This window comes from Reyranella sp., from assembly GCF_965227665.1.
In the GTDB taxonomy this organism is placed as follows: domain Bacteria; phylum Pseudomonadota; class Alphaproteobacteria; order Reyranellales; family Reyranellaceae; genus Reyranella.
In genome coordinates, this window is the sequence record NZ_OZ245767.1 from 2,927,740 (window position 1) to 2,953,542 (window position 25,803).

The 25,803-nt window shown below is 67.3% G+C and carries 27 protein-coding genes and 1 tRNA gene; 17 read left to right on the forward strand and 11 right to left on the reverse strand.

Going from position 1 to position 25,803, the window contains the following annotated elements; all coding sequences use genetic code 11:
* Positions 1-24: 24 nt before the first annotated feature.
* Complete coding sequence (locus tag ACO07I_RS14125; protein ID WP_422008643.1) at positions 25-552, forward strand: hypothetical protein; 528 nt, start codon at positions 25-27, stop codon at positions 550-552.
* A gap of 128 nt (positions 553-680) precedes the next feature.
* On the opposite strand, the gene ACO07I_RS14130 is transcribed toward ACO07I_RS14125, so the two are convergent.
* Positions 681-1,451, reverse strand: coding sequence for a glucose 1-dehydrogenase (locus ACO07I_RS14130; protein ID WP_422008645.1), 771 nt, complete (start codon positions 1,449-1,451; stop codon positions 681-683).
* A gap of 72 nt (positions 1,452-1,523) precedes the next feature.
* Between ACO07I_RS14130 and ACO07I_RS14135 the strand changes: the two genes are divergently transcribed.
* The gene (locus ACO07I_RS14135) at positions 1,524-2,120 is read left to right on the forward strand and encodes a 2-hydroxychromene-2-carboxylate isomerase (RefSeq protein WP_422008646.1); all 597 of its coding nucleotides are present in this window, start codon (positions 1,524-1,526) and stop codon (positions 2,118-2,120) included.
* Positions 2,117-2,554, forward strand: a complete 438-nt coding sequence (locus ACO07I_RS14140; protein ID WP_422008648.1) for an OmpA family protein — start codon at positions 2,117-2,119, stop codon at positions 2,552-2,554. Before ACO07I_RS14135 ends, ACO07I_RS14140 begins: the two co-directional genes overlap by 4 nt.
* A 15-nt stretch (positions 2,555-2,569) precedes the next feature.
* Here the strand turns inward: ACO07I_RS14140 and ACO07I_RS14145 are convergent, their stop codons facing one another.
* From ACO07I_RS14145 to ACO07I_RS14165, 5 genes are all read right to left on the reverse strand, one after another.
* Positions 2,570-3,586, reverse strand: coding sequence for an NADPH:quinone oxidoreductase family protein (locus ACO07I_RS14145; protein WP_422008650.1), 1,017 nt, complete (start codon positions 3,584-3,586; stop codon positions 2,570-2,572).
* A 19-nt stretch (positions 3,587-3,605) separates the two neighbouring features.
* Complete coding sequence (locus ACO07I_RS14150) at positions 3,606-5,441, reverse strand: carbamoyltransferase (RefSeq protein ID WP_422008652.1); 1,836 nt, start codon at positions 5,439-5,441, stop codon at positions 3,606-3,608.
* A gap of 17 nt (positions 5,442-5,458) precedes the next feature.
* Complete coding sequence (locus tag ACO07I_RS14155; RefSeq protein WP_296379768.1) at positions 5,459-5,611, reverse strand: DUF5989 family protein; 153 nt, start codon at positions 5,609-5,611, stop codon at positions 5,459-5,461.
* A gap of 18 nt (positions 5,612-5,629) precedes the next feature.
* Entirely contained in the window at positions 5,630-6,073 is a 444-nt protein-coding gene (locus ACO07I_RS14160; RefSeq protein WP_422008654.1) for an SxtJ family membrane protein, read from the reverse strand.
* Between the two features lie 82 nt (positions 6,074-6,155).
* Positions 6,156-6,833: a TetR/AcrR family transcriptional regulator gene (locus ACO07I_RS14165; protein ID WP_422008655.1), complete on the reverse strand. Its 678-nt coding sequence runs from the start codon at positions 6,831-6,833 to the stop codon at positions 6,156-6,158.
* 118 nt (positions 6,834-6,951) lie between these two features.
* Between ACO07I_RS14165 and ACO07I_RS14170 the strand changes: the two genes are divergently transcribed.
* The 6 genes from ACO07I_RS14170 (at position 6,952) to ACO07I_RS14195 (ending at position 14,420) form a co-directional block, all read left to right on the forward strand.
* A complete protein-coding gene (locus tag ACO07I_RS14170; protein WP_422008657.1) occupies positions 6,952-7,617 on the forward strand; it encodes an HAD-IA family hydrolase in 666 nt (221 codons plus the stop codon).
* Positions 7,618-7,621: 4 nt separating this feature from the next.
* Positions 7,622-8,173 carry a regulatory protein RecX gene (locus ACO07I_RS14175; protein WP_422008659.1) on the forward strand — a complete coding sequence of 184 codons (552 nt, stop codon included), beginning with the start codon at positions 7,622-7,624 and terminating at the stop codon, positions 8,171-8,173.
* Between the two features lie 33 nt (positions 8,174-8,206).
* Complete coding sequence (gene arsC / locus ACO07I_RS14180) at positions 8,207-8,557, forward strand: arsenate reductase (glutaredoxin) (protein WP_422008661.1); 351 nt, start codon at positions 8,207-8,209, stop codon at positions 8,555-8,557.
* 4 nt (positions 8,558-8,561) lie between these two features.
* Positions 8,562-10,229 (forward strand): adenylate/guanylate cyclase domain-containing protein, encoded by a 1,668-nt coding sequence (locus ACO07I_RS14185; RefSeq protein ID WP_422008662.1) that lies wholly within the window; start codon positions 8,562-8,564, stop codon positions 10,227-10,229.
* A 61-nt stretch (positions 10,230-10,290) separates the two neighbouring features.
* Positions 10,291-10,767 carry a tetratricopeptide repeat protein gene (locus ACO07I_RS14190; protein ID WP_422008664.1) on the forward strand — a complete coding sequence of 159 codons (477 nt, stop codon included), beginning with the start codon at positions 10,291-10,293 and terminating at the stop codon, positions 10,765-10,767.
* Positions 10,768-10,898: 131 nt separating this feature from the next.
* Entirely contained in the window at positions 10,899-14,420 is a 3,522-nt protein-coding gene (locus ACO07I_RS14195; protein ID WP_422008665.1) for an indolepyruvate ferredoxin oxidoreductase family protein, read from the forward strand.
* A gap of 228 nt (positions 14,421-14,648) precedes the next feature.
* Here the strand turns inward: ACO07I_RS14195 and ACO07I_RS14200 are convergent, their stop codons facing one another.
* Positions 14,649-15,245: a YqgE/AlgH family protein gene (locus tag ACO07I_RS14200; RefSeq protein WP_422008667.1), complete on the reverse strand. Its 597-nt coding sequence runs from the start codon at positions 15,243-15,245 to the stop codon at positions 14,649-14,651.
* Between the two features lie 166 nt (positions 15,246-15,411).
* Between ACO07I_RS14200 and ACO07I_RS14205 the strand changes: the two genes are divergently transcribed.
* Entirely contained in the window at positions 15,412-15,894 is a 483-nt protein-coding gene (locus ACO07I_RS14205) for a peroxiredoxin (RefSeq protein WP_324505020.1), read from the forward strand.
* 68 nt (positions 15,895-15,962) lie between these two features.
* A complete protein-coding gene (locus ACO07I_RS14210; protein WP_422008669.1) occupies positions 15,963-16,832 on the forward strand; it encodes a shikimate dehydrogenase family protein in 870 nt (289 codons plus the stop codon).
* Positions 16,833-16,930: 98 nt separating this feature from the next.
* Here the strand turns inward: ACO07I_RS14210 and ACO07I_RS14215 are convergent, their stop codons facing one another.
* From ACO07I_RS14215 to ACO07I_RS14225, 3 genes are read right to left on the reverse strand one after another with little or no spacing between them, the layout of a single operon-like run.
* The gene (locus ACO07I_RS14215; RefSeq protein ID WP_422008671.1) at positions 16,931-17,692 is read right to left on the reverse strand and encodes an SDR family NAD(P)-dependent oxidoreductase; all 762 of its coding nucleotides are present in this window, start codon (positions 17,690-17,692) and stop codon (positions 16,931-16,933) included.
* 25 nt (positions 17,693-17,717) lie between these two features.
* Positions 17,718-18,935 (reverse strand): SGNH/GDSL hydrolase family protein, encoded by a 1,218-nt coding sequence (locus ACO07I_RS14220; protein WP_422008672.1) that lies wholly within the window; start codon positions 18,933-18,935, stop codon positions 17,718-17,720.
* Positions 18,936-18,955: 20 nt separating this feature from the next.
* The gene (locus tag ACO07I_RS14225; RefSeq protein WP_422008674.1) at positions 18,956-20,080 is read right to left on the reverse strand and encodes a 2OG-Fe(II) oxygenase; all 1,125 of its coding nucleotides are present in this window, start codon (positions 20,078-20,080) and stop codon (positions 18,956-18,958) included.
* A gap of 314 nt (positions 20,081-20,394) precedes the next feature.
* Here ACO07I_RS14225 and ACO07I_RS14230 point away from each other — a divergent pair, with 314 nt between their 5' ends.
* Both ACO07I_RS14230 and ACO07I_RS14235 read left to right on the forward strand, forming a co-directional pair.
* On the forward strand, positions 20,395-20,685 hold the full coding sequence (locus ACO07I_RS14230) for a type II toxin-antitoxin system RelE/ParE family toxin (protein WP_422008675.1): 291 nt from the start codon (positions 20,395-20,397) through the stop codon (positions 20,683-20,685).
* Positions 20,686-20,724: 39 nt separating this feature from the next.
* Positions 20,725-21,168 carry an addiction module antidote protein gene (locus ACO07I_RS14235; protein ID WP_422008677.1) on the forward strand — a complete coding sequence of 148 codons (444 nt, stop codon included), beginning with the start codon at positions 20,725-20,727 and terminating at the stop codon, positions 21,166-21,168.
* 97 nt (positions 21,169-21,265) lie between these two features.
* Here the strand turns inward: ACO07I_RS14235 and ACO07I_RS14240 are convergent.
* Positions 21,266-21,342, reverse strand: a tRNA-Arg gene (locus tag ACO07I_RS14240).
* Between the two features lie 231 nt (positions 21,343-21,573).
* Here ACO07I_RS14240 and ACO07I_RS14245 point away from each other — a divergent pair.
* Genes ACO07I_RS14245 through lon form a run of 4 tightly spaced genes read left to right on the forward strand, consistent with a single transcriptional unit; the run spans position 21,574 to position 25,773 of the window.
* Positions 21,574-22,002, forward strand: coding sequence for a DUF4864 domain-containing protein (locus ACO07I_RS14245; RefSeq protein ID WP_422008679.1), 429 nt, complete (start codon positions 21,574-21,576; stop codon positions 22,000-22,002).
* Positions 22,003-22,015: 13 nt separating this feature from the next.
* Positions 22,016-22,897 (forward strand): DMT family transporter, encoded by an 882-nt coding sequence (locus tag ACO07I_RS14250; RefSeq protein WP_422008681.1) that lies wholly within the window; start codon positions 22,016-22,018, stop codon positions 22,895-22,897.
* Positions 22,898-22,951: 54 nt separating this feature from the next.
* Complete coding sequence (locus tag ACO07I_RS14255; RefSeq protein ID WP_422008683.1) at positions 22,952-23,374, forward strand: Hsp20/alpha crystallin family protein; 423 nt, start codon at positions 22,952-22,954, stop codon at positions 23,372-23,374.
* A 17-nt stretch (positions 23,375-23,391) separates the two neighbouring features.
* Positions 23,392-25,773 carry an endopeptidase La gene (lon, locus tag ACO07I_RS14260; RefSeq protein ID WP_422018265.1) on the forward strand — a complete coding sequence of 794 codons (2,382 nt, stop codon included), beginning with the start codon at positions 23,392-23,394 and terminating at the stop codon, positions 25,771-25,773.
* The last annotated feature ends 30 nt before the right edge of the window (positions 25,774-25,803 follow it).

The following is a 25,803-nucleotide window of genomic DNA, read 5'->3' on the forward strand; positions in this document are numbered from 1 at the left end:
GCATCAGACTTTGGGGAAACATTCATGATCAATCGGTTCGCAGCCAGCCTGGCCGTCCTCGTCGCGTTCGGCGCCCTGCCGGCGCTCGCGCAGCAACAACAGCCCAAGCCGGCCGCCGCCGCCGCGACCCCGAAGGCCGACGAGGATCGCTATGTCGGCTACTACTATCCGAAGCCCACGGCGATCGAGAACTACACCTCGCCGATGCAGACGATCGCCGGCGCCGAGCGCGCCCAGCGCGTGCAGTTCGCCACCGTCGTCTCGCAGGGCACGATCCAGTCGGCCTATCGCGTTCCCTACTCGGTCTTCGTGAAGGGCGAGAAGGCCGACAAGATGATCATCGTCGGCCTGCAGCCGGGCGAGATGAGCACGATCTACCGCGCGCGCGCGATCCTCGCGAACATGACCACCATGTCGCGCCTGTCGCCGTTCTTCCAGGAGCGCACGATCGCCGAAGACGCCAACTTCTTCGACCTGCTGAAGCTCCTCGGCTTCCAGCAGATCACGATCAGCGACGGCGACAAGTTCACCCACCAGGTGAACATCAAATAAGCCGGCAAGTCTCTTCCCCTTTGCGGACTCCGCAAAGGGGAAGTGCCCGCGTCTTACGCGGGCGGATGGGGTCATGACCTCTCCGTCGCGTAAGATGCGACACCTCCCCATCTGAATGGGGAGGAATCTCATAGAGCGTTCATACCGCCGTCGATCACCAGTTCGGCGCCGGTCATGAAGCGGGACTCATCGGAAATCAGGTAGAGCACACCGTAGGCAATGTCCTCCGGCGTGCCGAAATGGCCGATCGGCACGCGCTGCCGCGTGCGCTCGCGCGCCTTCTCGCTCGGCAGGATGTGCTCGCCCATCGGCGTCATGATGATGCCGGGATGGACCGAGTTGCAGCGCACCTTGTAGCCCTTGCGCGCGCAATCCATCGCCACGGTCTTGGTGAACTGCCGGACGGCGCCCTTGCTGGCGCCATAGGCCGAGAGGTCGGGCGTGCCGAGCAACGCCGCCAGCGACGACATGTTCACGATCGAGCCGCCGCCCGAGGATCGCAGCGCCGGCACGCCGTACTTGCAGCCGAGGAAGACGCCCTCGACATTGATCGACAGGATACGGCGCCACTGATCGAGGGTCTCGCCCTCGAAGGCAGAGGGAAACGGTCCGGCGATGCCGGCATTGTTGACCAGCCCGTTCAAGCGGCCTTCGCGCGCGAGAATGTCGTCGATGATGCGCTTCCAGTCGGCTTCCTGCGACGTGTCCTGCTCCTCGAACCGGGCGTTGCCCCCTGAGTTCACGCCAGCGATCTGCTGAACCGTCTCCAGTCCACCGGCGCGGTTGACGTCGGTCACGATCACCGTCGCGCCCTCCGCCGCGAGCAGCTTCGCGGATGCGCGTCCGATGCCCGATCCGGCGCCCGTCACCAGCACGACCTTGTCTGCAACGCGGCTCATGGAGTCCCTCCCCAAACTTTCTTGTCGCAAGGCTAGAAGCGGCGCAGGCTTGCGACAAGCAAGGAGGAAGACATGGCCCGCACGCTGGAATTCTACTTCGACTATGGCAGCCCCTACAGCTACCTGGCCGACACACAGGTCGAGGCGATCGCACAGCGCGCCGGCGCCACCCTGGTCCGCAAGCCGATGCTGCTGGGCGGCGTGTTCAAGGCGACCGGCAATCATTCGCCGGCCGAGCTGCCGCAGAAGTCGGCGTGGAGCGCCTTCGACATGCCGATGTGGGCTCGCCATTACGGCGTACCGTTCCAGCGCAATCCGTTCTTTCCGGTGAACACGCTGGCGCTGATGCGCGGCGCCGCGGCGGCGCAGATCGACGGCCTGTTCGAGCGCTATCATCCGGCCGTCTTCAAGGCGATGTGGGTCGACGGCCGCAACCTGAACGACATGAAGGAAGTGGCGGCCGTGCTGAACTCGGCCGGCCTCGACGCGGGGAAATTCGGCGCCCGTATCCAGGATCAGGACGTGAAGGATCGGCTCAAGGCGACCACCGAGGAAGCGGTCGCACGCGGCGTGTTCGGCGCGCCCACCTGCTTCGTGGACAAGATGATGTTCTTCGGCAACGATCGCCTCCCCTTCGTCGAAATGGCTCTCAAGGAAGAACTCAAATGAAGAAGTTCGGTGTCCTCATCGCCGCCGGCCTGCTGTTCGCCGCGGCGCCTTCTTTCGCGCAGACCGTCGGCACCTGCCCGCGCGGCGGCGGCAGCAGCCAGCCTCAGCCGGTCCGCATCCTGTTCGCCCTCAACAGTTCGGTGGTGCCCCCGGCCGAGAGGCCGATGATCGCCCAGGCCGTGAAGACCGCGAAGGATCGCCAGGTCTCCGCCATCTGCCTGATCGGCCACACCGACAAGCTGGGTGACAAGGCCTACAACGAGAAGCTCGCGCGGGCACGCGCCCAGGCGGTCGCCGCCGAGATGATCCGCGACGGCTATCCGGCGAAGAACATCACCATCGTGGCCGACCCCGAAGCCTTCGGGAACATGAGCTTCGGCAGCGACAATGCTTCCGAGATCGACCGCAAGGTGACGATCTTCTACGCGCGCTGAATCAAAGCCCGTCGTCTAGGGACTTTGTTGGGCGGACGTCATCTCGATCGCGACCTTGCCGACGACCTTGCGGTCCATCAGGACGCGGAAGGCGTCGGCGGCCTGTTCCATCGGGAAGCGATGCGAGACGTGCGGGCGCATGACGCCCAGCGCCGCGAGCCGCGGCAGTTCCTCGACATAGTCGCGGCCCAGTTCCGGCGACAGACGCAGGATCGTCTCGCCGGCGCGCACACCCAGGACCGACAGGCCCTTGATCAGGATGTGGTTCGACATGAGCTTGCTCGGCCCGCCCGAGGTGAAGCCCACCACCAGCAGCCGCGCGCCATAGGCGGCGGCCCGGACCGACTTTTCGAGCACCTCGCCGCCGACCGGATCGTAGATCACGTCGCAGCCCTTGCCGTTCGTCATCTCCTTCACCGCGGCGACGAAGTCGCCGGTGCGGTAGTTCACGACCTCGTCGGCTCCGTTCTGCCGCACGACGGCGAGGCGGCCATCGTCACTGCCGGTCGCGATGACGCGCGCACCGAGATGCTTGCCCAGTTGAACTGCCGCCAGGCCGACACCGCCGGAGGCGCCATGGACCAGCAGAACCTCACCCTTCTTCAGGGCCGCGCGATGGACGAGCGAGTGATAGGCCGTCTGCGCGGCGACGCGGAAGCCGGAGCCCTCGGCGAACGACCAGCCCTCCGGCAGACGCATCAGATTGCCGCCGGCTTTCAGCTTCACGTATTCGGCGAAGGCGCCCGGGCGTACACCGAAGATCACGCGATCGCCCGGCTTCCAGTTCGTGACGTCCGCGCCGACCGCGTGGATCGTCCCCGCGCCCTCCATGCCGGGCACGAAGGGCAGTTCAGGCTTGTGCTGGTAGCCACCAGCCACCATCAGCACGTCGGGAAAATTGACCGAAGCCGCGCCGACCCGGACGACGATCTCGCCCGGCCCCACTTCGGGAAGCGGACGTTCCTCGATATGGAGAACGGAGGGATCGCCCAGGCGATCGCAGACGACGGCTCGCATGAAGGGGGCGCGCATCGCGGGAGCGCCCATCGGACTAGTCGAGCTCGAAAGCGTTCTTGTAGTCGAGCTTGAGCGCCGGATCCTGGTCTTCCTTGCGCAGGAAGCAGTTCCCGACCACCAGCACTTCGATCTCGCTGCCCATGAAGCAGCGCCACGCATCCTCGGGTGTGCAGACGATCGGCTCGCCGCGCACATTGAACGAGGTGTTCACGATCACCGAGCTGCCGGTCTTCGCCTTGAACGACGAGATCAGGTCGTAGAACGGCTTGTTCGTCTCTTCGTGCACCGTCTGGATGCGGCCCGAATAGTCGACATGCGTGACGGCGGGAATGTCGGAGCGGGGCACGTTCAGCTTCTCGATGCCGAACAGCTTGTCTTCCTCTTCGGTCATCTTGCGGCGGCGTGACTCGACGACCGGCGCGACCATCAGCATGTAGGGGCTGTCGGTGTGGAACTCGAAGTACTTGTCGACGTCCTCGCGCAGCACCGCCGGCGCAAACGGGCGGAACGACTCGCGGTACTTGACCTTGAGGTTCAGCGTCTTCTGCATCGAAGGCGAACGGGCGTCGCCCAGGATCGAGCGGGCCCCCAGCGAGCGCGGACCGAACTCCATGCGGCCCTGCATCCAGCCGACCGCCTTGTCGTCGGCCAGCGCCTGCGCGGTCTGGTCGATCATCTCGTCCCGCGTCAGGCGCGAGAATTTGGCGCCGACGGCGGTGAGGCGCTCGGCGATCTCGTCATCCGTGAAGTCCGGGCCGAGATAGGAGCCGGCCATGCCGTCCATGTGGCCGTTCAGTTTGCGCGGCTGGCCGAGGAAGCCGTGATAGGCAGCATAGGCCGCGCCGACCGCGCCGCCGGCATCGCCGGCCGCCGGCTGCACCCAGATGCCATCGAAGATATTCTCGCGCAGCAGCTTGCCGTTGGCGACGCAGTTCAGTGCGACACCGCCCGCGAGGCAGATGTTCTTGACGCCGGTTTCCTTCTTCACCGACCGGCCGAGGCGGATCACGATCTCCTCGGTGACGGCCTGGATCGACGCGGCGAGATCCATATGGTGCTGCGTCAGCGTCTCTTCGGGGTTGCGACGCGCGCCGCCGAACAGCGCGCCGAACTTGTCGTTCGTCATGCGCAGGCCGGTGCAATAGTCGAAGTAGGTCTGGTCCAGACGGAAGGTACCGTCTTCCTTGAGGTCGACGATCTTGTCGAGGATCAGGTTCTTGAACTTGGGCTCGCCATAGGGCGCGAGGCCCATGACCTTGTACTCGCCCGAGTTGACCTTGAAGCCGGTGTAGTAGGTGAAGGCCGAATAGAGCAGGCCGATCGAGTGCGGGAAGTGGATCTCGCGCAGCATCTCGAGCTTGTTGCCGCTTCCCATGGCGAGCGACGTCGTCGCCCATTCGCCGACGCCGTCCATGCAGAGCACGGCGGCCTCTTCGTAGGGGGACGGGAAGAAGGCCGATGCGGCGTGGCTCTGGTGATGCTCGCCGAACAGCAGACGCTTCTGCCAGTCGAAGTCGGGCTCCCACTTCTTCATCTCGTCGCGCAGGAGCGTCTTCTGGAAGAGCTTTTCCTTCAGCCACAGCGGCATGGCCATGCGGAAGGAATTGAAGCCGCGCGGCGCGTAGGCGAGGTAGGTCTCGAGCAGGCGCTCGAACTTCAGGAACGGCTTGTCGTAGAAGGCGACATAGTCGACGTCCTGAAGCTTGATGCCGGCGCGGTCCAGGCAGAACTGGACCGCATTCTGCGGGAAGCCCGCATCGTGCTTCTTGCGGGTGAAGCGCTCTTCCTGCGCAGCGCTCACCAGATGGCCGTCCTCGATCAGCGCGGCCGCGCTGTCGTGATAGAAGGCCGAGATGCCGAGCACCCGCATGGAAGGTCCCTACCTTTTTAGAAGAGCGTGTAGATGAACGGCGCGATGGCCGAGCCCTTGGTGAGCACGATCAGGCCGCCGAAGATCACCATCATGATCATGATCGGCAGCAGCCAGAACTTCTTGCGCTCGCGCATGAAGGCCCAGAGTTCGACGATAATGGAGCCCATGGATCGGTCCTTTCGGAATCAGAACTGGTTTTTCATCGATTGCGGCGGCGGCCCCGGCGGGCTGCGGTCGATCCAGTAGCTCTTGGCGTTACGGTCGAGCTTCAGCCGCAGGAAATCCTTGCCGAACGCCCGCATCACCAGGCCGATCGGCATGATCGTGACGAAAAACAGCAGGCCCAGGACCAGCGGGTTCATGACCTTGTAGAGAAGCAATCCGAACTTCAGCCACAGCCGGTTGAGCGGGCCGAGGAGCTTGGGATAGACGAGCGCCACGAGCAGGAAGGCCGCCGCGAGCGGCAGCATCCATTTCCAGGCGGCGCCGTCCTCGAAGCCGTGGTGCCACAGGTTGATCACCGTCAGGATTCCGAAGAAGCCTGCGAAGACGAATCCGAAACTGCGATCCGAGCCCGCTTTTACGTGCTCTTCGCGCGAGAAGTCCTCATGAAGCTGGCTGGTCGCCATTTACCGAGCGTTCGTCAATTGAATGGGGCCCTTAACTCTCTGATCCCAAACGCCAAGTCAATTGGCGACCAGCAGGGGGTGGCTATTCCGCCGCAACCGAGGCGAAGCGATGGCCCAGGAGTGCGGTCAGCGTCATCCGCCAAACGGCCGCAGCCCGATCGAAGCTCAGCTTGTCCCGGCGGCGCAGCACGATCCAGGCGTCCAGGGAAATGGCCGCACCGATCGCATCCGCCAGTTCCTCGCGGGCCTGCTCGTCCAGATTGGCGAATTCCGGGGCGAATGCCTCGAAAGTAGCCTTACGCAACTCGAGCTTGAAGGCCTCACCGCGCTCGAGCAGGGCCGGATGGTCGACGAACTGGCCGGCGGCAACGCGCAGCGGCACGATCTTGTCGAAAACTTCCGCGAAGCCCTGGACCACCGAGGCGACACGCTCCGCCAGCGGACGGGAATCCGTCGCCTGCTGCTGCGGGACGACGATGTCCTGGCCGATCGCGTCCATGACAGTGACGAAAAGTGACTCGACGTCACCGAAATGCTGGAAAACCGAGCGGACCGACACGTCGGCCCGGCGGGCAACTGCCACCACGGTCGGCGCCGTACTGGTCTCGGCGATCATGACCTTGGCGGCTTCGATGATCTTGCGACGGGTCTCGGCGGCGCGACGATTGCGACCATCGGGACGGACCGTCCCCTTCGAGTCTGTTCCTGCTGCCACTACCGCCACTGCGTTGCCGCGCGGCATTACCGCTGCTTCGCTCATGTGCAAATTCCTAATCCGGAGTTCAGGCTTGGATGGTCAACGTCCGACCGGTCGCCTATGGAGGGCGTGAGATAAGGGCCGACTGAGGCAGCAACAAGGTAAAGACGGTCGCACCACCATGAATACGAGCCATGCAAAAACCCCGCTCGCCGTCCTCTGGGACTTCGGCGGCGTGATCCTTTCCAGCCCCTTCGATGCCTTCAACCGGTACGAGGCGGAGGCCGGCCTTCCCAAAGATTTCCTGCGCAGCCTGAATGCGCGCAATCCCGATGCCAATGCCTGGGCCAAAATGGAACGAAGCGAGGTTTCGCTGCAGGGCTTCGTCGATCTGTTCGAGGAGGAGGCCCGCCTTCACGGCCACCGTGTCGACGGCTGGAAGATTCTGCAGGCACTGAGCGGCGACATTCGGCCGCAGATGGTCGAGGCGCTGCGGCGCTGCAAGACCACGTTCCGGGTGGCCTGCATCACCAACAACATGAAGGCGGGCGAAGGACCCGGCATGGCGCGCAGCCCGGAGAAGGCCCGCGCGGTGGCGGAAGTCCTGTCTCTTTTCGAGCATGTCGTCGAATCGAGCAAAGTCGGCCTGCGCAAGCCCGATCCGCGCATCTACCAGCATGCGTGCGAACTTCTGGGCGTGGCGCCCGACCGCTGCATCTACCTCGACGACCTCGGCATCAATCTGAAGCCGGCCCGGGCACTGGGCATGCGCACCATCAAGGTCGTCGATCCGGACGTGGCGATCGACGAGCTGCAGGCGATGGTGGGAATTCCCCTGCGGGCCTGAACCCGTGAAGCGCACCGCCTCCCCGATCACGGCGAAGTATCTTCAGAACGCCGCCGTGTTCTATCTCGAGCGGTACGCCAGTTCGGCCGAGGGACTGCGTCGCGTCCTGCGGCGGCGGGTCTCCAAGGCCCGGCTTCTCGACGCGCCGGTGATGGACAATGTCGACGAGGCGATCGAGGCCGTGGTCCAGAAATTCGTGTCGGCCGGCCTGCTCGACGACCGGGCCTTCGCCCAGACCAAGGCGCGCTCCCTGCACCGCCGCGGCCTGTCCGGGCGACTGACCCGTCAGCGGCTGCAGGTCGCGGGGGTCGGCCGCGAGGACGTGGACAAGGCCATGGAAGCGCTCGACGACGAGCTCGGGACCGCCCCGGCCGAACGCGAGCTGCAGGCCGCCCTGGCCTTTGCCCGGCGCCGCCGGCTCGGCCCCTACCGCATGAAGGACCGCGAGGCCAACAAGCCGCGCGACCTCGCGTCGATGGCCCGCGCCGGCTTCGCCTACGAGCTCGCCCGCAAGGTCATCGAAGCGAACGACCCTGAGTCTCTGGACGAAACCTGAACCGCTCGCCATGGTTCGGCCAACGAGGAACCCATGACCGTCACGATCTGGCACAATCCGCGCTGCAGCAAGTCACGACAGACCCTCGAGCTGCTGAAGAGCAACGGCGTCGAGCCGGCCATTCGCGAGTATCTCAAGGCGCCGCCCAGCAAGGCCGAGGTCGAGAAGCTCGTGGCGCTGGTCGGCGGCGATCCGCGCGAGCTGATTCGCGACGGCGAGGCGGAGTTCAAGGCGTTGAAGCTCAAGAAGGCGGACCTCACCAAGGCCCAGATCGTGGACGCGATCGCCGCACACCCGGTCCTGCTGCAACGTCCGATCGTCGTGACGGGCGCTCGCGCCGCGATCGGCCGGCCGCCCGAGGCGGTCCTGCCTCTGCTGAAATGACGTCATGACCGGACGGCTTCGCCTCTGGTCGGGCTACGTCCTCTCCCTCTACGTCGTCACCCATCTCCTCAATCACGCGCTCGGCCTGATCTCGCTGCGCGTCCTCGAAGAAGGACGCCACTGGTTCACGTTCGTCTGGAGCAATCCCGCCGGCCAGATCCTGCTTTACGGGTCGCTGCTGGCTCACTTCCTGCTCGCCTTGTGGTCGCTGTACCGGCGGCGCGCGCTGAAACTGTCGCGCTGGGAATGGACGCAATGGGTCCTGGGCGCGGCCATCATCCCGCTGGGCGTGATCCATGTCGCGGGCACGCGCCTCGCGGAGACGCTCTATGGCGTCGAGTCGGGCTATCCCTGGGTGCTGGGTACGCTCGTCGCGGGCAGCTGGACGGGCATCCTGCGCCAGTTCTCCCTGCCGCTCGTCGTCTGGATGCATGGCTGCATCGGGCTGCACTTCGCGCTGCGCTTCAAGCCCTGGTATCGCGACTGGCTGCCGCTCCTCTACGCCCTGGCGCTTCTGATTCCCGCCGCCAGCCTCGCGGGCGCCGCGGTCGCGCTGCGGGACGTGGCCGAACTGGCGCAACGCCCCGGCTTCCTCGAAGGCCTGTTCGAGCGCGCGCATATTCCATCACCCGGTCAGATCGCCCACCTTTATTCGATCGCGGCCGGGCTCGAATACACGGCGCTCGCCCTCCTCGCGGTCGCGATCGCCGCCCGCCCCTTGCGCGATCTCTGGGAACGGCGGGCGGGCGTTGTGCGGCTCGACTACGGCGACCGCCGCAGCGTGACCCAGCCGGCCGGCCTCTCGATCCTCGAGATGAGCCGCGTCGCGGGCATTCCCCATGCCTCGGTCTGCGGCGGCCGCGGCCGCTGCTCGACCTGTCGCGTCCGCATCGGCGGCGACGACCGCCACCGGCTGCCGCCGGCATCGCCCGAGGAGGCGAAGGTTCTGGCGCGCATCGGCGCCCCGGCCAACGTCCGCCTCGCCTGCCAGCTGCGCCCGCCGCCCGGGCACTACCGGGTGGCGCTGCTGCTGCCCGCCGCCGCCGGCCCGGTCGAGGCCTACCGACGGCAGCCCCAGGCCCATGGCGGCGAGCGCTATATCGCCGTGCTGTTCGCCGATATCCGCGGCTTCACCACGATCTCGGAAGGCAAGCTTCCCTACGACGTGGTGTTCCTGCTCAATCGCTACTTCCGCGCCACCGGACAGGCGGTCGAAGCCGCGGGCGGGCGTCTCGACAAGTTCATCGGCGATGGCGTGATGGCGATCTTCGGCCTCAACCAGGAACCCGAGGTCGCCTGCCGCCAGGCCTTGGACGCGGCGCGGCGCATGGCGCTGGCCCTCGCCGACCTCAACGAAGCGATGTCCGGCGATCTCGACGCACCGCTGCGCATCGGCATCGGTCTCCATGCCGGCCCGGCGATCGTCGGCGAGATGGGCTACGCCCGCGCCGCCCAGATCACCGCGATCGGCGACACCGTGAACACCGCAAGCCGGCTCGAATCGATGACCAAGGAATTCGCCGTCGAACTCGTGGTGTCGCAGGAGCTGCTCGACCGAGCCGGCGTCGATCTCGGCGAGGCGCCCCGGCACGAGGTCGAGATCCGCGGCCGGCAGGGCCGGCTCTCCGTCCGCGCCATCGCGCGAGCCGCCGATCTCACGGCAATGTCATGAGATTTTCGTTGTCCGGCCGGGCGGCCCGTCCAAGATGACCGAACCTTCAGGAGGCAATCGCATGCGCGCCCTTTTTCTCGCCGCCGCCCTGGCCGTGGCGACCCTTGGCCCGGCCCTGCCGGTGCAGGCGGCCGGCGGGACCGCGGAGCCGGCCAAGCCGGTCGACGCCAACTACACGCGCGCCAAGGCGATGATCGAGGCCAGGGACTACAAGGGCGCCCTGCCGCTCTTGCAGCAGGTCGTGGCCAAGGATCCGAAGAACGCCGACGCCTACAACCTGATGGGCTTCGCCACGCGCAAGTCGGGCGATCCGAACGGCTCGCTGCAATACTACCAGCAGGCGCTCTCCATCGACTCGCGCCACATCGGCGCCTACGAATATCTCGGCGAGGCCTATCTGATGCTGGGCCGCCTGCCCGAGGCCGAGCAACAGCTCGCCCGCCTCGACTCGCTCTGCACCTTCGGTTGCGCCGAGTATCGCCAGCTCAAGGCCGCCATCGCCGACTACAAGGCCGGCAAGCGTCCGGCAACGAACTAGGCGACGAACCGGGAAAACGGCGAAATTCGAATCGGCGAAAGGCCTCGATAGGCTTTTCCGCCGACGGCGGGTCCCGCTATGCTGCGGCGAATAAACGCCCGTTCACGCCGCCGCATCGGAGGGCTCCCGCGATGAGCACCGTCACCCCAGTTCCGCTCGTATTCGGCGACTACGCCCTCGAGGACCGCTACCGGCTCGGCAAGGGCCGCGTCTACATGACCGGCATCCAGGCGCTGGTGCGCCTGCCCATGATGCAGCGCCAGCGCGATCTCGCGGCCGGCCTCAACACCGGCGGCTTCATCTCCGGCTATCGCGGCTCGCCGCTCGGCATGTACGACAACGCGCTGTGGGGCGCGAAGCGCTACCTGAAAGAGAACAACATCCACTTCCAGCCCGGCCTCAACGAGGACCTCGCGGCGACGTCGGTGTGGGGCAGCCAGCAGACCAACCTGTTCCCCGGCGCGACCGTCGATGGCGTCTTCTCGATCTGGTACGGCAAGGGGCCCGGCGTCGACCGCTCGATGGACGTGCTGAAGCACGGCAATGCCGCCGGCACCTCGCCGCATGGCGGCGTGATCGCGCTGGCCGGCGACGACCATGGCTGCCAATCCTCGACCCTGCCGCACCAGAGCGAGCAGGTCTTTGCCGCGGCGATGATCCCGGTCGTCAATCCGGCGACCGTCCAGGAATATCTGGACTACGGCATCCTGGGCTTTGCCCTGTCGCGCTACTCGGGCTGCTGGGTCGGCTTCAAGGCGATCTCCGAGACGGTCGAGAGCGGCGCCTCGGTGTGGGTCGATCCCGAGCGCATCCAGATCGTGATGCCGACCGACTTCCAGCTGCCGCCGGGCGGGCTGGGCATCCGCAATCCCGATCCGCCGCTGGAGGCCGAGAAGCGCCTGCACGGACCGAAGATGGCGGCGGTCGCCGCCTTCGTGCGCGCCAACGGCTTCGACCGCACCGTGATCGAGCCGACCCAGTCGGGCACGCGCGCGCGCATCGGCATCATGACGACCGGCAAGGCCTATCTCGACACGCGCCAGGCGCTGGAGGATCTCGGCATCGACGACGCGCGGGCGCGAGCGCTCGGCATCCGCCTCTACAAGGTGGGCGTGACCTGGCCGCTCGAGGCCGAAGGCGCGCGCCGCTTCGCCGAAGGGCTGCAGGAAGTCATCGTCGTCGAGGAGAAGCGCTCGAACCTCGAGGACCAGCTGCTGCGCATCCTCTATCACCTGCCGGCCGACCGTCGTCCGACGGTGATCGGCAAGGCCGACGAGAGCGGCCGCATCATCCTGCCGAGCGAGGGTGAGCTGACGCCGACCGGCGTCGCCATGGTGATCGCAGGCCGCCTGATGAAGCACGAGGGCGAATCGCCCGAGCTGCGTCAGCGCCTGGCCCGCCTCGAAGGCAAGGAGAAGCTGCTGTCGGCGCCGCCGCCCAAGGTCGCGCGCACGCCGTTCTTCTGCTCCGGCTGCCCGCACAACACCTCGACCAAGGTGCCCGAAGGCAGCCGCGCCATGGCCGGCATCGGCTGCCACGGCATGGCGATCTGGATGCCCGAGCGCCGCACCTCGCTGATCTCCCACATGGGCGGCGAGGGCGTGGGCTGGGTCGGCCAGGCACCGTTCCACTCCGACAAGCACATCTTCCAGAACCTGGGCGACGGCACCTATTACCACTCCGGCCTGATGGCGATCCGCCAGTCGGCCGCCGCCGGCGTCAACATCACCTACAAGATCCTGTTCAACGACGCGGTCGCGATGACCGGCGGGCAGCCGCATGACGGGCCGCTCACGGTCCCCGAGATCACGCGGCAGGTCGAGGCCGAGGGCGCGAAGAAGGTGGTCGTCGTTACCGACGAGCCGGACAAGTACCCGATGAACGCCGGCTTCGCGCACGGCGTCACGATCCGCCATCGCGACGAGCTCGACGCCGTGCAGCGCGAGCTGCGCGAGATTCCGGGCCTCACCGTGCTGGTCTACGACCAGACCTGCGCCGCCGAGAAGCGCCGCCGCCGCAAGCGCGGCACCTTCCCCGATCCCGACAAGCGCGTCTTCATCAACGACGCGGTCTGCGAGGGCTGCGGCGATTGCTCCGAGAAGAGCAACTGCGTGTCGGTGAAGCCGCTCGAGACCGAGCTCGGCCGCAAGCGGCAGATCGACCAGAGCAATTGCAACAAGGACTTCTCCTGCGTGAACGGCTTCTGCCCCAGCTTCGTGTCGGTGCATGGCGGCGTTCCCGCCAAGGCGCGCCGCCGCAAGCTCGAGGTCGTGGCGGAGGATCCCTTCGCTTCGCTGCCCATGCCGACCCTGCGGCCGCTGAGCGAGGCCTACGGCATCCTGGTGACCGGCATCGGCGGCACCGGCGTCATCACCGTCGGCGCTCTGATCGGCATGGCGGCCCATCTCGAAGGCAAGGGCTGCACGGTGCTCGACTTCACCGGCCTCGCCCAGAAGAACGGCGCGGTGATGAGCCATGTGCGGCTGGCACCGAAGCCCGAGGATCTCCACGCCGTGCGCATCGCCGCCGGCGGCGCCAACCTGGTGCTGGGCTGCGACATGGTCGTGGCCGCCTCGCCGGCCGCGCTGTCGCGCATCGAGCAGGGCGTGACCCGAGCCGTGATCAACGGCCATGTCCAGCCGGTCGCGGCCTTCGTCATGAACGGCGACATGGACCTCGGCGCCGAGTCGATGATGAAGGCGATCCGCGACGCCGCCGGCGACGAGGCCACGTCGTTCATCGACGGCACCGGCCTCGCGACAGCGATCCTGGGCGATTCGATCGCGACCAATCTCTTCATGCTGGGCCATGCCTGGCAGAAGGGCCTGGTGCCGCTCTCGTTCGAGGCGCTGATGCGCGCCATCGAGCTGAACGGCGTCGCCGTCGAGAGCAGCAAGCGCACCTTCGACTGGGGCCGGCTCGCGGCGCACAACCTCGCCGCCGTCCAGGCCGCCGCGAAGCCCGCGCTCCGCGTCGAGAAGCCGGTCGCGCGCACCCTGCCCGAGATCGTCTCCCGGCGCGTCGAGCTGCTCACCGCCTATCAGGACGCGGCCTATGCCGACCGTTACCGCAAGCTGGTCGACAAGGTCGCCAGGGCCGAGAAGGACAAGGCGCCGGGTCGCCGCGGCCTCGCCGAAGCGGTCGCCAAGTCGCTCTACAAGCTGATGGCCTACAAGGACGAATACGAAGTCGCCCGCCTCTACAGTGACGGCGAGTTCCACAAGAAGCTGCGCCAGCAGTTCGAGGGTGACTACCGCATCACCTTCCATCTCGCGCCGCCGCTGTTCGCCGATCGCGATCCGGTGACGGGCGAACTGAAGAAGAGCGAGTTCGGCGGCTGGATGATGCCGGCGTTCCGGGTGCTCGCGTCGCTGAAGCGGCTGCGCGGCGGCCGGTTCGACATCTTCGGCTACAGCGAGGAGCGGCGCATGGAGCGCCGCCTGATCGGCGAGTACGAGGCCACGGTCGAGACGCTGCTGGCCACGCTGGGGCAGGACAACCACGCCCTCGCGGTCCAGATCGCATCGGTGCCGGAAACCATGCGCGGCTTCGGCCACGTCAAGGAGAAGAACGTGAAGGCCGCGAAAGAACGCGAAGCGTCGCTCCTCGCGGCCTACAGGAGCCCCGCCAGCCAGTCGATCGCCGCCGAGTAAGGCGCCGCCGAGCAGGCGCTCGGCGCGAGGACGGGACGCCCGCACTCCCTATAAGGGGTTTGGGGAAGGAACGCGGACGTCCCGGGTACGCACGCCGGCCGCGAAGGGAGGCTGGCAGCCAGCGTCTTCGGGCTATAAGCCCGTTCCCTTGGGGAAGGTAAGCGCAATCCGGGCGCGGGCACGCACATCTGATGCATCGCAATGCATAGAAGCGCCGCCCTCGGAGGCTCAGGCGCGTCCGGACTGGGGGGAGAAGGAGGCGAGGTCGAATTTGGCGCCGGGACCGCCGCGGCCCAGCCGGTCGAGCGCACGCTGCCACTTGGCCGCGAGATCGGCGTCGAACACCAACTCGGGATCGCCGTCGACCACCAGCCAGGCATTGTCCTGCATCTCGCGGTCGAGCTGGCCGGGCGCCCAGCCGGAATGGCCGAGGGCCAGCCAGGCATTCTTCGGCCCGGTGCCGCCCGCCATGTCCTTCAGGATCTCCAGCGACGCCGTGAGGGCCAGGCCGCCGTCGATCAGCAGGGTTTCGTCGCGCTTGTAGTCGGCCGAGTGCAGCACCAGGCCGCGCGAGGTCTCCACCGGGCCGCCGAACAGGACGGGCCAGTCGGCGACCTTACGGGGCACCTCGATGCCGAGCTGCTTGTAGACCTGGCCGAGCGGCAGGTCGTCGACCTTGTTGTTCACGATGATGCCGAGCGCACCATCGTCATCGTGCTTGCAGATGAAGACGACGCTCTTCTGGAAGCGCTCGTCCGGCATGGACGGCGCGGCGACCAGGAAGCGGCCGACCAGTGTAGCGGCAGGAGAGCTGGACCCGGGCATGCGCAATGTTCTCCCATATCCATGGGGATTGTCCGGCTAAACTTCAAGCGACCGGAACCCCCATGGTCCCCATGAGGGGCCTTCCATGGACAAAAACCCAACCCCGGCCTAGGGTCCGCCGGTTCGCAAAGGCCGCCGTTGGGCGGCGTATATTAAGGAGCTAATAATGGCGAAAGTCGGCGACAAGGTCCCCAGCGCCACGCTGCGCACCATGGGTCCGGAAGGTCCCAAGGCCGTGACCACCGAAGAGCTTTTCGCACCGGGCAAGAAGGTCGTGGCCTTCGCCCTGCCGGGCGCGTTCACCCCGACCTGCTCGGCCAAGCACGTGCCGGGCTTCGTCACGGAGTTCGACAAGCTGAAGGCCAAGGGCATCGACACGATCGCCTGCATCTCGGTCAACGACGCCTTCGTGATGGGCGCCTGGGGCAAGGACCAGAAGGCCGAAGACAAGGTGATGATGCTGGGCGACGGCAACGGCGAGTTCACCCAGGCGATGGGCCTCACCATGGACGGCTCGAAGTTCGGCCTCGGCACGCGCAGCCAGCGCTACGCCATGGTCGTCGAAGACGGCGTCATCAAGCACCTGTTCGTCGAGAAGCCGGGTGCCTTCGAGGTTTCCTCGGCCGAATACGTGCTGAAGAATCTCTAGCGCCGGGCATCCTGCACGGCCAAGATCGACGGCGGAGCGCAGGCTCCGCCGTTTTTCTTTGGGGGCTCATGAACCCGACGGACCCGCACCTCTTCGACGGCCTGTTCCAGGTCAATGGCGCCACGCGTCTCTACGGCACGATCGGCGATCCGATCCGGCAGCTGCGCATGACCGGGCTGATGTCCCAGGTCTTCGCGGCCACCGGCGTCAACGCCGTCTGGCTGCCCTTCGAGGGCGGTCCCGATCTGCTGCCGCTGATGCTCGAGGCACTGGCCAAGATGCGCAACCTCGGCGGCTTCACCGTCACCATCCCGCACAAGACCGCCATGCTCGACCTGGTGGGCCGCGCCACGCCCCGCGCGCAGGCGGCCGGCAGCGTCAACGTCGTGCGCCGGGACCCCGACGGCGTGGTGGTGGGCGATAATGTCGACGGGCTGGGCTTCGTGCGCGGCCTGGAGGCGCAGGGCCATCGGGTGAAGGGGGCCAGCGTCTGGCTGGTCGGCCTGGGCGGTGCCGGCGGCGCCATCGCGGCCGCGCTGTGCGAGGCCGGCGTCGGCCGCCTGCTGGTGACCGAACTCCAGGAAGCGCGCGCCGGCAAGGCGATCGACCGGCTGCTGAGCCACTATCCCGACGTGCCCGTCGCGGAAGTCGATATGCCGCCGAAGGGCATCCACATCGCCATCAACGCAACCGCACTCGGCCTGCGCCCCGACGACCCGCAAGCCTTCGACCCGATGACGCTCGATGCGGACGTCGTCGTTGCCGACGTGATCATGAGCCCGGCCGAAACGCCGCTGCTGACGCGCGCCCGCACCCACGGGCGGCGCATCCACTATGGCCGGCACATGCTCGACCACCAGGTGCCGCTCTACCTCGACTGGTTCGGCATCGATACCAAGGGCATCGACATCATCCGGCTGGTGCGCTCGATCGGCTGAGGGGCTCAACGGAGCGCGCAACTCCACTTGCGCTCATACCCTGGCCACCAGCGGAGTCCGAGCGCCACTGGAGTGGCGCGCTCCAGTGAAAGCCGATTCTACAACGTGACGCCGCCGTTCACGTGCACCGTCTGGCCGGTGATGTAGCTCGCCGCCGGCGAGCACAGGAAGGCGATCAGGGCGGCCACTTCCGCCGGCTTGCCGTAGCGGCCCATCGGAATCGACTGGGCCACCTTCTCCATCCCGGCGCGCGGCACGGCGACATGGGCATCCGGGTCCTTTTCGATGAAGCCCGGTGCCACGCAGTTCACCGTGGCGCCGGAGCCCGCGATGTCGACGGCAAAGGCCTTGGAGAAGGCCTCCATGCCCGCCTTGGCCGCCGCCGACGCCGGAAAGGTGATGAGGCCGCGCGCAAAAGCATGCGCCACGAAGGAGGAGACGCCGACCAGCCGGCCCGCCGCCCCGGCCTTGACGAGCCACGGCTTGGCGGCCGTCGCCAGTTCGAAGAAGGCCGCCGTCATCGCATTCTGGCTGGCGTCCCAGGCCGCGCGGTCGAGCTCGCCCACGGGCGTGCGGTTCGCGAAGCCGGCATTGCTGACGATGACGTCGAGATGGCCGAAGGCCGTCACGGTCTCCTCGACGAGGCGCGCCGCGGTGCCCGACTCGCCGAGATCGCCTTCGAGGAGGAGCGTCTGCGCGCCCGCACCGGCGACGAAGCCCGCGACCCGTTCCAGCCCGGCCCGGTTGCGCCGCGCATGCAGGGCGATCGCCGTATCGGGCGCCGCCAGGGCGCGGGCGGCTGCGGCGCCGATGCCCGAGGAGGCACCGGTGATGAGGATGACGCGGGACGGGGAAGCCATGAGAGAGGAGTAGAATCCCGCAGGCCTAGCGGCAAGCCTCGCGCACGGCGGGCGCCAGCAGCGCCGCGAAGCGGCGGGCGCCGGCGGCCGAGAAATGCCCCTGGTCCACGAAGTCGGCCGGGCCGAACGCATCGTCCGGCAGCGCCACATAGGTGTCGCCCAGCGCCTGGGCCGTCCGTTCCAGCAGGGCGTTCGACTCCCGCAGCAACCGCGGCAGATCGCGGTCGCGCACCCTCGGCAGCCAGCCATACAGGCCCTCGCCCGTCAGTCGGTCGGAGTTGACGACCTGCCCGACCCAGATCGTCGGCGTGCCGCGCGCCCGGTTGAGCGCGGAAATCGAGCGGACGTTGCGCTCGAAGATCGTGGCGGCCGCCCGATCGGGACCGGCGACCGGCGGCAGCGCGTAGGGATCCTTGGCGTAGCGCACCGTGTCGACTTCGGCGGAGACGAGACGCGTCAGCACGGTGAGCAACGGCGAGATCGTGACGTTGGAGCCTCCGACCCTCCGCACCTTCAGCGAATCGACCTGGCTCGGCATGTGGAAGTCGGCATAGCCGGCATCGAGCTTGGGAATGTGCGAGTTGCGCAGATCGTTCCAGCCCACGAAGTAGACCGCGCAGCGCGGCGCCTTGCCGAACCTGTCGGGATAGAAGGCCGTCTGCATCACATGCTCGGCCGTCGTGTAACCCGGCACGCCATGATTGACGACGACCAGCCCGTCGCCGCGCAGCGCCGCGTCCAGCCGCTCGGGCCAGGTGTCGCCCTCGCGATTGCCGATATCGTAGGTCGCCGAGCCGCCGAAGGTGGCCACGACGCCGCCCGCGGCCAGCCGCGCCGGATCGGGATCGCGGCCGCGCGTGCCCTGGGACGAATGCCGGATGGCGAGGCCCGTCGCGCTGGTGAAGGCGAGGCCGGGCGCCGGCACCGCCTGCAAGAGCGGATGCCACTGGAAGCGCGCCGGCTCGGCACGGGCCGGCGGCAGCAGCGAGGGCGAGCCCGGCGGCGCCAGCGCCCAGGATCCGAGCCCCCAGGCGAACTCGACACAGGCCAGCACCAGCAGCGTAGCCGACAGGCGTGGCCAGCGCGCGAGGACGAGGACGAGCGCGAACAGCGCCGAGAGGTAGAGGAAATAGTCGGTTCGGGGCCCGGTGACGTGCAACTCGCCATGCCCGAACAGCCAGGCTGCGACGCCGGCAACGGCGAGGAGGCCCAGAAGGCCGACGGAGCGCAGGAATTTCGGCACGGTTCCCAACGGGTCTGAAGTCAGGCCCCTTTGTACGCGCCGACCGAGGGATCGAGGAACCGATTGTTGGCCGCCCGGATCTTCGCCGCCGCCTCGTCATAGAGGAACGGCAGGAAGGCATAGCGCCGGCCGCGCGACACGGCCGAGACCGCGTGCATCAGCGAGCAGGAGAACACGACGGCGCCGCCCACCGGCGGCTTGAAACCGCGCGGCCCGTATTCGGGGAAGCTCACCTCGCCACCGTCGAAATCCTCGTTGAGGTTGATCGACACCGCGAAGCGCCGGTGCGCCGTACCCTTGGTCGTGTTGTCGCGATGGGGCGCGAAGTGGCCGCCCTCCTCCGCCGTGTAGCAGCCGACGAGATAGCGCTCGATGCGCGTGGCCTCGAAGAAGAACAGGCGGGCGATTTCCGGCACGATGCGTCGCCGGATGCGCCGCTGCACCGCGAGGATCGTCTCCTCGTCCTCGACGATGAAGTCGCGCCGACGCTTGCGCGCGGGATCCTTCAGCTCGACGGTCTTGCCGGCGACCTCGCTCATGAAGCCGGTGTCGCGACCGCCATCCGCCTCGTGCCGGTCGATCAGGCTGCGGCAGAAGTCGGGCTCGAAGACGTTGGGCAGGACCAGCACCGGCGCCTGCACGGGCTGGCCGGCATGCAGGTGCGGCGGCGGCAGCGCGTCGAGACAGGCGAACAGCGCGGCCTGCTCCGCCCCGCCCGGCTGGAAGGGAATGACCGCGAGCACGCGCAGGGTCGGATCGAGCACGACCCAGAACTGGCGCGCGCTGACCTGCCCGCCCGGCCCGGCGTCGCGCGGCACGGCGCCATAGAGACGGGACACGCTGCCGTCGAAATCCCAGAAGTGGCGCACGCCCGGCAGGCTCTGCTGAACGCGGCCGCTGTCACGATCCTTCGGGTCGACGGTCACGCCGAAGAAACACAGCCGCTCGTCGTCGAACCGGCGCCGGTTGGCCGCCACCACCCCGAGCGCCGCGGCACCGCCCGGCGTGCTGCCCGACACGAAGAAGCAGAGCACGACGTAGCGCCCTGCCACCGTGTCGAAGATGTAGCGGGGATTGCTTTCCGTAGCGGCCGTGAAGCGGGGCGCGGGATCGCCGCGCATCAGATTGACGAAAGTCCTTTGCATCGATCAGCGCCCTCTCCGCCGGCGCGATCGAACGGTACCCCGCTTCACCCATTCGACAAGGAAGAAATGGCGTGCCCGGCAGGTCCCAAGAAAAACCTCCGTCGCCGGAGGCAAGACGCGGGAAATCACCCAGATACTGAGGCGCGAAAGGGGAGCGGCACAATATCGAGTAGCCGGACCTCAGGTTTCGGGAGGTGCGACTTTCGTTTCATTTATTTCGTTTATTTTGTTTATTTCGTTTGATCGGCACGACTTCGAGCTCACGGGCGTATACTGCGGTTGACGAATCACCGAGCGTATACTACAGGATACACATGGTCGAAGTCCGCCAGACCAAGCTATTCGCCAAGTGGCTTGCGGGCCTCAAAGATCATCAGGCGCAGACGGCCATCGCCAAGCGTATCCGCCGGATCGAGGGCGGCCTTCTCGGGGACGTGAAGCCGGTCGGCGAGGGGGTGTCGGAGGCCCGCATCCACATCAACGCGGGATACCGGCTCTACTTCGTGCAGCGTGGCAAGACCGTGGTGATCCTGCTGTGCGGCGGGGATAAGTCCACTCAGGCGGCCGACATCGCGAAGGCGAAGGAGATGGCTCCAACGGCCTAGCCCAGAATTCATAGCGGATAACCAGAGCGGAGTTCGAGCGTGCCCACCAACAGTACCAAGACCATTCCCTATGACGGGTCCCAGTTCCTTGCCGATCCAGTGGATCAGGCCGATGCCCTCAATGACGCGCTCGACAGCGGCAGCGCTGCTGTTGTCGCGATAGCCCTGCGCGACATCGCCAAGGCCCGCGGCATGACCGAAGTCGCCAAGAAGGTCGGCATCACTCGGGCGGGGCTTTACAAGGCCCTCAGTGGCGATGGTGATCCCAAGCTGTCGACCTTTGTGGCTCTCCTCGCCGCGCTGAACATCAAGCTCAAGGCAGAACCCGCCAAGGAGAGCCCCAAACGTAGGGCCGGCTCCCCAATCACAAAGGTTGGACGTCAGCGGGTCATTCGTTCCAGCGTTGCCGACGGCAAGCCAAGAAAGATCTCTATCGCGAAGCGCGGCGTATCGACCAAGGCATCCGACAAGAAGGCAGCGTGAGGAAAGACCGCGGCAACCGGCCCGGTCGGTCCCTGTTGGCGAACGACAAAGCGGGCCGCTACGCTGGCCCGCTTGATCTTGATGGCTGAGAGAGAAATGGCGCGCCCGGAAGGAGTCGAACCTCCAGCCTTCTGATTCGTAGTCAGATGCTCTATCCAGTTGAGCTACGGGCGCACGGCCGATCCCCGAGAGGTCCGGCGAAGAGGGGCGCACCCTAGTGAAACTGCCCCGGCGATGCAAGCCGAGTCGCACGACTTTTGCGACTGCGACCGGGCGCCGCTTCGGAGCCTATTTCGGGGCCCGAACGACCATCGGGCCCGCCCGACGGCCGGATCGTACGAATTTCACATCCCGGGCGCGCACCCTTCTGTCGCGCCACCACCGTCGCGGGCGTAAAGTGCAGCCATGGTCCTGCGTTTCCTCGCCCTTCTCGGCGCGATCCTCGTCCTGGCGCTGCCGGCGCAGGCGCAGGCGCCGGTTTCCGAGCCCGACCGGAGCGCCATCCGCGACGTGATCGAGCGCCAGATCGAGGCCTTCCGGCGCGACGACGGCGCGGCGGCCTTCGGTTACGCGTCGCCCAGCATCCAGGGGATGTTCGGCTCGCCCGACACCTTCATGGACATGGTGCGGCAGGGCTATCGGCCGGTCTACCGGCCGCGCGCCGTCGAATTCCGCGAGATCGTCACCCTGCAGGGGATGCCGACGCAGAAGGTCCATGTGATCGGTCCCGACGGGCGGCCCGTCACCGCCTTCTATCCGATGTCGCGGCAGGCCGACGGCAGCTGGCGCATCGAAGGCTGCTATCTGCAGGCGCCGGAAGAGCCCCAGGCCTGATCGTCCGCCGTCCATGACACGCGTTTCGCCCAAGGTGCTGGCCCTGCTCGGCACGCTCACCCTCGTCTGGGGAACCAACTGGCCGCTGTTCCGCATCGCGCTCGACGAGCTGCCGGTGTGGACGTTCCGCACCCTGGTCCTGTCGACGGCCGCGATCGTGCTGACGACGATCCTGCTGGTGCGCCGGGAGAACTTCGCCGTTCCCAAGGGAAGATGGCCGGCGCTCATCCTCGCCTCGGCGATGAACATCGGCGTCTGGAACATCGCGACCTCGCTCGCCGTCCTCTACATCCCGTCCGGTCACGCCTCGGTGCTGGCCTATACGATGCCGCTCTGGGTGGCGCTGCTGGGCTTCTCGGTGTTCGGCCAGAAGCTGACGGGCCGCCTGCTGGCCGCGCTTGCGATCGGTGCCGGCGCAGTCGCGGCGTTGATGATCCCCAACTTCCAGAGCTACGCCACCGCGCCGCTCGGCCTGTTCTGGGGCCTGCTGGCCGGCTTCTGCTGGGCGGTCGGCACCTTCGTGGTGAAGCGCACCAACTGGTGGGGCATGGGCCCCTCGCTCACCTTCTGGCAGATCGTGATCACCCTGCCGCCGGTCGCGCTGGGTGCGCTGGTCTTCGACGGACTGCCGACGCACTGGCCGTCCACCAAGGTGCTGATCGCCACGATCTACACCGGCGCCATCCCGATGGCGCTGGGCACCATGGTCTGGTTCGCCCTGGTGAAGCTGCTGCCGGCGCAGGTCGCGGCGCTCTCCTCGATCGCCATTCCCATCGTGGCGATCGTGAGCGGCATCCTGATCCTGCACGAGCCGCTTTCGCTGCTGCAGGCGTTGGCCATCGGCTCGACCGTGATCTCTCTCTGGCTCGCATTGGTGCCCGGCCGGACGCGGTAGTTGCCGCCGCCGCTCTCAATTCCCACATTGGGGCGGGTTTGGAGGCCCGGGTTCATGAAAAGAGGCGATCCCAGAGACTGGATGTGGTCGGAAGCGCTGCAGATGCTGGCGCAGGCCGAGCGACTGCATGGCCAGGTATTCCGGCCCCAGACGGCGGGCCGCCTGCGCGCCAACTGGGAGCCGCCGGTCGACGTGCTCGAGACCGAGCGCGAGGTGCTGATCCTGGCCGCGCTGCCGGGCGTCGACGTGCAGCAGGTCGAGGCCGTGATCGAGAACGGTACGCTGATCCTGTCGGGCGAGCGCACGGTTCCGGCCGAGCTGCGCACGGCGAAGATTCATCGCATGGAGCTGCCACAGGGCCGCTTCGAGCGTCGGGTGGCGCTGCCGGGCGGTGTGTATGGCGAAGTGCGGCGCTTCGAGGCGAACGGATGCCTCGTCGTGACCCTGGCCAAGGCGACTGTGCGGAGGCAGCCATGAGCCCGCAGGATGACGTGATGCAGCCCGTGAGCGCGAAAGCCGAAACCAAGCCCGACGCGAAGCCCCTGCCGTCCGACGCGCTGATCGTCGTGCCGGTGCGCGACCTCGTCCTGTTCCCCGAGATGGTGTTCCCGGTGAGCGTCGGCCGGCCCTCGTCGGTCGCCGCGATCCAGCAGGCCGTGCGCGAACAGCGCCAGATCCTGCTGGTGCTGCAGCGCGACCCGGCGAAGGAAGAGCTGGTGCCGGCCGATCTCCATCCGGTCGGCACGGTCGTGAACATCCTGCGCTATGTGACGACGCCCGACGGCAATCATCACATCGTCTGCCAGGGCGTGCAGCGCTTCCGCATCACCGACTTCGTCGAGGGATACCCGTTCCTGCTGGCGCGCGGCCTGCACCTGGCCGAGCCGACCACGAACGGACCGGAGATCGAAGCGCGCTTCCTCGTGCTGAAGCAGCAGATCCGCGACACGCTGGAACTGCTGCCGCAGGTCCCGCAGGAGCTGCGGCAGACGGTCGAGAACACCACGTCGGCGGGCGCGCTCGCCGACCTCGCCGCCTCCTATCTCGATTCCAAGCCCGCCGAGAAGCAGGAGATCCTGGAGGCGCTCGACCTCGTGCCGCGCCTCGACAAGGTGACCGAACTCCTGTCGAAGCGTCTGGAGGTGCTGCGCATCAGCAGCGAGATCGGCAGCAAGACCAAGAGCTCGCTCGACGCCCGCCAGCGCGAGATGGTGCTGCGCGAGCAGATGGCCGCCATCCAGCGCGAGCTGGGCGAGGACGATTCGAACAAGCAGGCGATCGCCGATCTCGACAAGGCGATCACCGAGGCCAGGATGCCGCCGGAGGCCGAGACCGCCGCGCGCAAGGAACTGCGCCGCCTGCAGCGCACGCCCGAGGCGTCGGCCGAACACGGCATGATCCGCACCTATCTCGATACGCTGGTCGAGCTGCCCTGGGCGCTGCCCGAGACGCAGCCGATCGACATCGCCGAGGCGCGCAAGGTGCTCGACGCCGATCATTTCGGCCTGGAGAAGATCAAGAAGCGCATCGTCGAGTATCTCGCCGTGCGCAAGCTGGCGCCCGAAGGCAAGGCGCCGATCCTGTGCTTCGCCGGCCCTCCCGGCGTCGGCAAGACCTCGCTCGGCCAGTCGATCGCCAAGGCCATGGGCCGCAAGTTCGCGCGCGTGAGCCTGGGCGGCGTCCATGACGAGGCCGAGATCCGCGGCCATCGGCGCACCTATATCGGCGCGCTGCCGGGCACGATCATCCAGGCGATCCGCAAGGCGGGCGCGCGCGACTGCGTGATGATGCTCGACGAGATCGACAAGATGGGCAGCGGCGTGCACGGCGATCCGTCGGCCGCGATGCTCGAGGTGCTCGACCCCGAGCAGAACGGCACGTTCCGCGACAACTATCTCGACGTGCCGTTCGACCTGAGCCGCGTCGTCTTCATCGCGACCGCCAACATGCTGGACACGATTCCCGGCCCGCTGCGCGACCGCATGGAGATCATCCAGCTCAGCGGCTACACGGCGGGCGAGAAGCTGCAGATCGCCAAGCGCTATCTCGTGCGCCGCCAGCTCGAAGCCAACGGCCTCACGGCCGAACAGGCCGGCATCGACGACGAGGCGCTGGAGCTGATCATCGGCGGCTATACGCGCGAGGCTGGCGTCCGCTGGCTCGAACGCGAGATCGGCCGCGCCCTGCGCCATGTCGCGGTGCAGGTGGCGGAAGGCACGGCCACCAGGGTGCAGATCGGCAAGGCCGACATCGAGGAGCTGCTGGGGCCGGTCCGCTTCGAGAACGACGTGGCGATGCGCACCAGCGTGCCCGGCGTGGCCACCGGCCTTGCCTGGACGCCGGTGGGCGGCGACATCCTGTTCATCGAGGCCACGCGCTCGCCCGGCCACGGCAAGCTGATCCTGACCGGCCAGCTCGGCGACGTGATGAAGGAGAGCGCCCAGGCGGCGTTGAGCGTGCTCAAGAACAAGGCTAAGTTGATCGGCCTCGATGCCGTCCTGTTCGAGAAGAACGACATCCACGTGCACGTGCCGGCCGGCGCCACGCCCAAGGACGGGCCGAGCGCCGGCGTGGCGATGTTCATGGCGCTGGCCTCGCTGATGACGGGCCGGACCATCCGCAGCGACACGGCGATGACGGGCGAGATCAGCCTGCGCGGCCTGGTGCTGCCGGTCGGCGGCATCAAGGAAAAGGTCGTGGCCGCGGCGGCGGCGGGCATCACCCGCGTGATGCTGCCGGCGCGCAACAAGCGCGACTACGACGACATCCCGGAAGAGGTCCGCAACACGCTCGAGTTCATCTGGCTCGAGAAGGTCGACGACGCCGTCGCCCAGGCGCTGACGCCCGACGCGCCGGACGAAAGCAACGACGGCTGAACCTCTTGTCGTCCTGAGCGCCAGCGAAGG

Bases quoted from the DNA above. Each gene is read 5' to 3' on its own strand.
- ACO07I_RS14125 (WP_422008643.1), top strand. From the start codon at position 25: ATGATCAATCGGTTCGCAGCCAGCCTGGCCGTCCTCGTCGCGTTCGGC.
- ACO07I_RS14130 (WP_422008645.1), bottom strand. From the start codon at position 1,451: ATGAGCCGCGTTGCAGACAAGGTCGTGCTGGTGACGGGCGCCGGATCG.
- ACO07I_RS14135 (WP_422008646.1), top strand. From the start codon at position 1,524: ATGGCCCGCACGCTGGAATTCTACTTCGACTATGGCAGCCCCTACAGC.
- ACO07I_RS14140 (WP_422008648.1), top strand. From the start codon at position 2,117: ATGAAGAAGTTCGGTGTCCTCATCGCCGCCGGCCTGCTGTTCGCCGCG.
- ACO07I_RS14145 (WP_422008650.1), bottom strand. From the start codon at position 3,586: ATGCGCGCCCCCTTCATGCGAGCCGTCGTCTGCGATCGCCTGGGCGAT.
- ACO07I_RS14150 (WP_422008652.1), bottom strand. From the start codon at position 5,441: ATGCGGGTGCTCGGCATCTCGGCCTTCTATCACGACAGCGCGGCCGCG.
- ACO07I_RS14155 (WP_296379768.1), bottom strand. From the start codon at position 5,611: ATGGGCTCCATTATCGTCGAACTCTGGGCCTTCATGCGCGAGCGCAAG.
- ACO07I_RS14160 (WP_422008654.1), bottom strand. From the start codon at position 6,073: ATGGCGACCAGCCAGCTTCATGAGGACTTCTCGCGCGAAGAGCACGTA.
- ACO07I_RS14165 (WP_422008655.1), bottom strand. From the start codon at position 6,833: ATGAGCGAAGCAGCGGTAATGCCGCGCGGCAACGCAGTGGCGGTAGTG.
- ACO07I_RS14170 (WP_422008657.1), top strand. From the start codon at position 6,952: ATGAATACGAGCCATGCAAAAACCCCGCTCGCCGTCCTCTGGGACTTC.
- arsC (WP_422008661.1), top strand. From the start codon at position 8,207: ATGACCGTCACGATCTGGCACAATCCGCGCTGCAGCAAGTCACGACAG.
- ACO07I_RS14185 (WP_422008662.1), top strand. From the start codon at position 8,562: ATGACCGGACGGCTTCGCCTCTGGTCGGGCTACGTCCTCTCCCTCTAC.
- ACO07I_RS14190 (WP_422008664.1), top strand. From the start codon at position 10,291: ATGCGCGCCCTTTTTCTCGCCGCCGCCCTGGCCGTGGCGACCCTTGGC.
- ACO07I_RS14195 (WP_422008665.1), top strand. From the start codon at position 10,899: ATGAGCACCGTCACCCCAGTTCCGCTCGTATTCGGCGACTACGCCCTC.
- ACO07I_RS14200 (WP_422008667.1), bottom strand. From the start codon at position 15,245: ATGCCCGGGTCCAGCTCTCCTGCCGCTACACTGGTCGGCCGCTTCCTG.
- ACO07I_RS14205 (WP_324505020.1), top strand. From the start codon at position 15,412: ATGGCGAAAGTCGGCGACAAGGTCCCCAGCGCCACGCTGCGCACCATG.
- ACO07I_RS14210 (WP_422008669.1), top strand. From the start codon at position 15,963: ATGAACCCGACGGACCCGCACCTCTTCGACGGCCTGTTCCAGGTCAAT.
- ACO07I_RS14215 (WP_422008671.1), bottom strand. From the start codon at position 17,692: ATGGCTTCCCCGTCCCGCGTCATCCTCATCACCGGTGCCTCCTCGGGC.
- ACO07I_RS14225 (WP_422008674.1), bottom strand. From the start codon at position 20,080: ATGCAAAGGACTTTCGTCAATCTGATGCGCGGCGATCCCGCGCCCCGC.
- ACO07I_RS14230 (WP_422008675.1), top strand. From the start codon at position 20,395: ATGGTCGAAGTCCGCCAGACCAAGCTATTCGCCAAGTGGCTTGCGGGC.
- ACO07I_RS14245 (WP_422008679.1), top strand. From the start codon at position 21,574: ATGGTCCTGCGTTTCCTCGCCCTTCTCGGCGCGATCCTCGTCCTGGCG.
- ACO07I_RS14250 (WP_422008681.1), top strand. From the start codon at position 22,016: ATGACACGCGTTTCGCCCAAGGTGCTGGCCCTGCTCGGCACGCTCACC.
- ACO07I_RS14255 (WP_422008683.1), top strand. From the start codon at position 22,952: ATGAAAAGAGGCGATCCCAGAGACTGGATGTGGTCGGAAGCGCTGCAG.
- lon (WP_422018265.1), top strand. From the start codon at position 23,392: ATGCAGCCCGTGAGCGCGAAAGCCGAAACCAAGCCCGACGCGAAGCCC.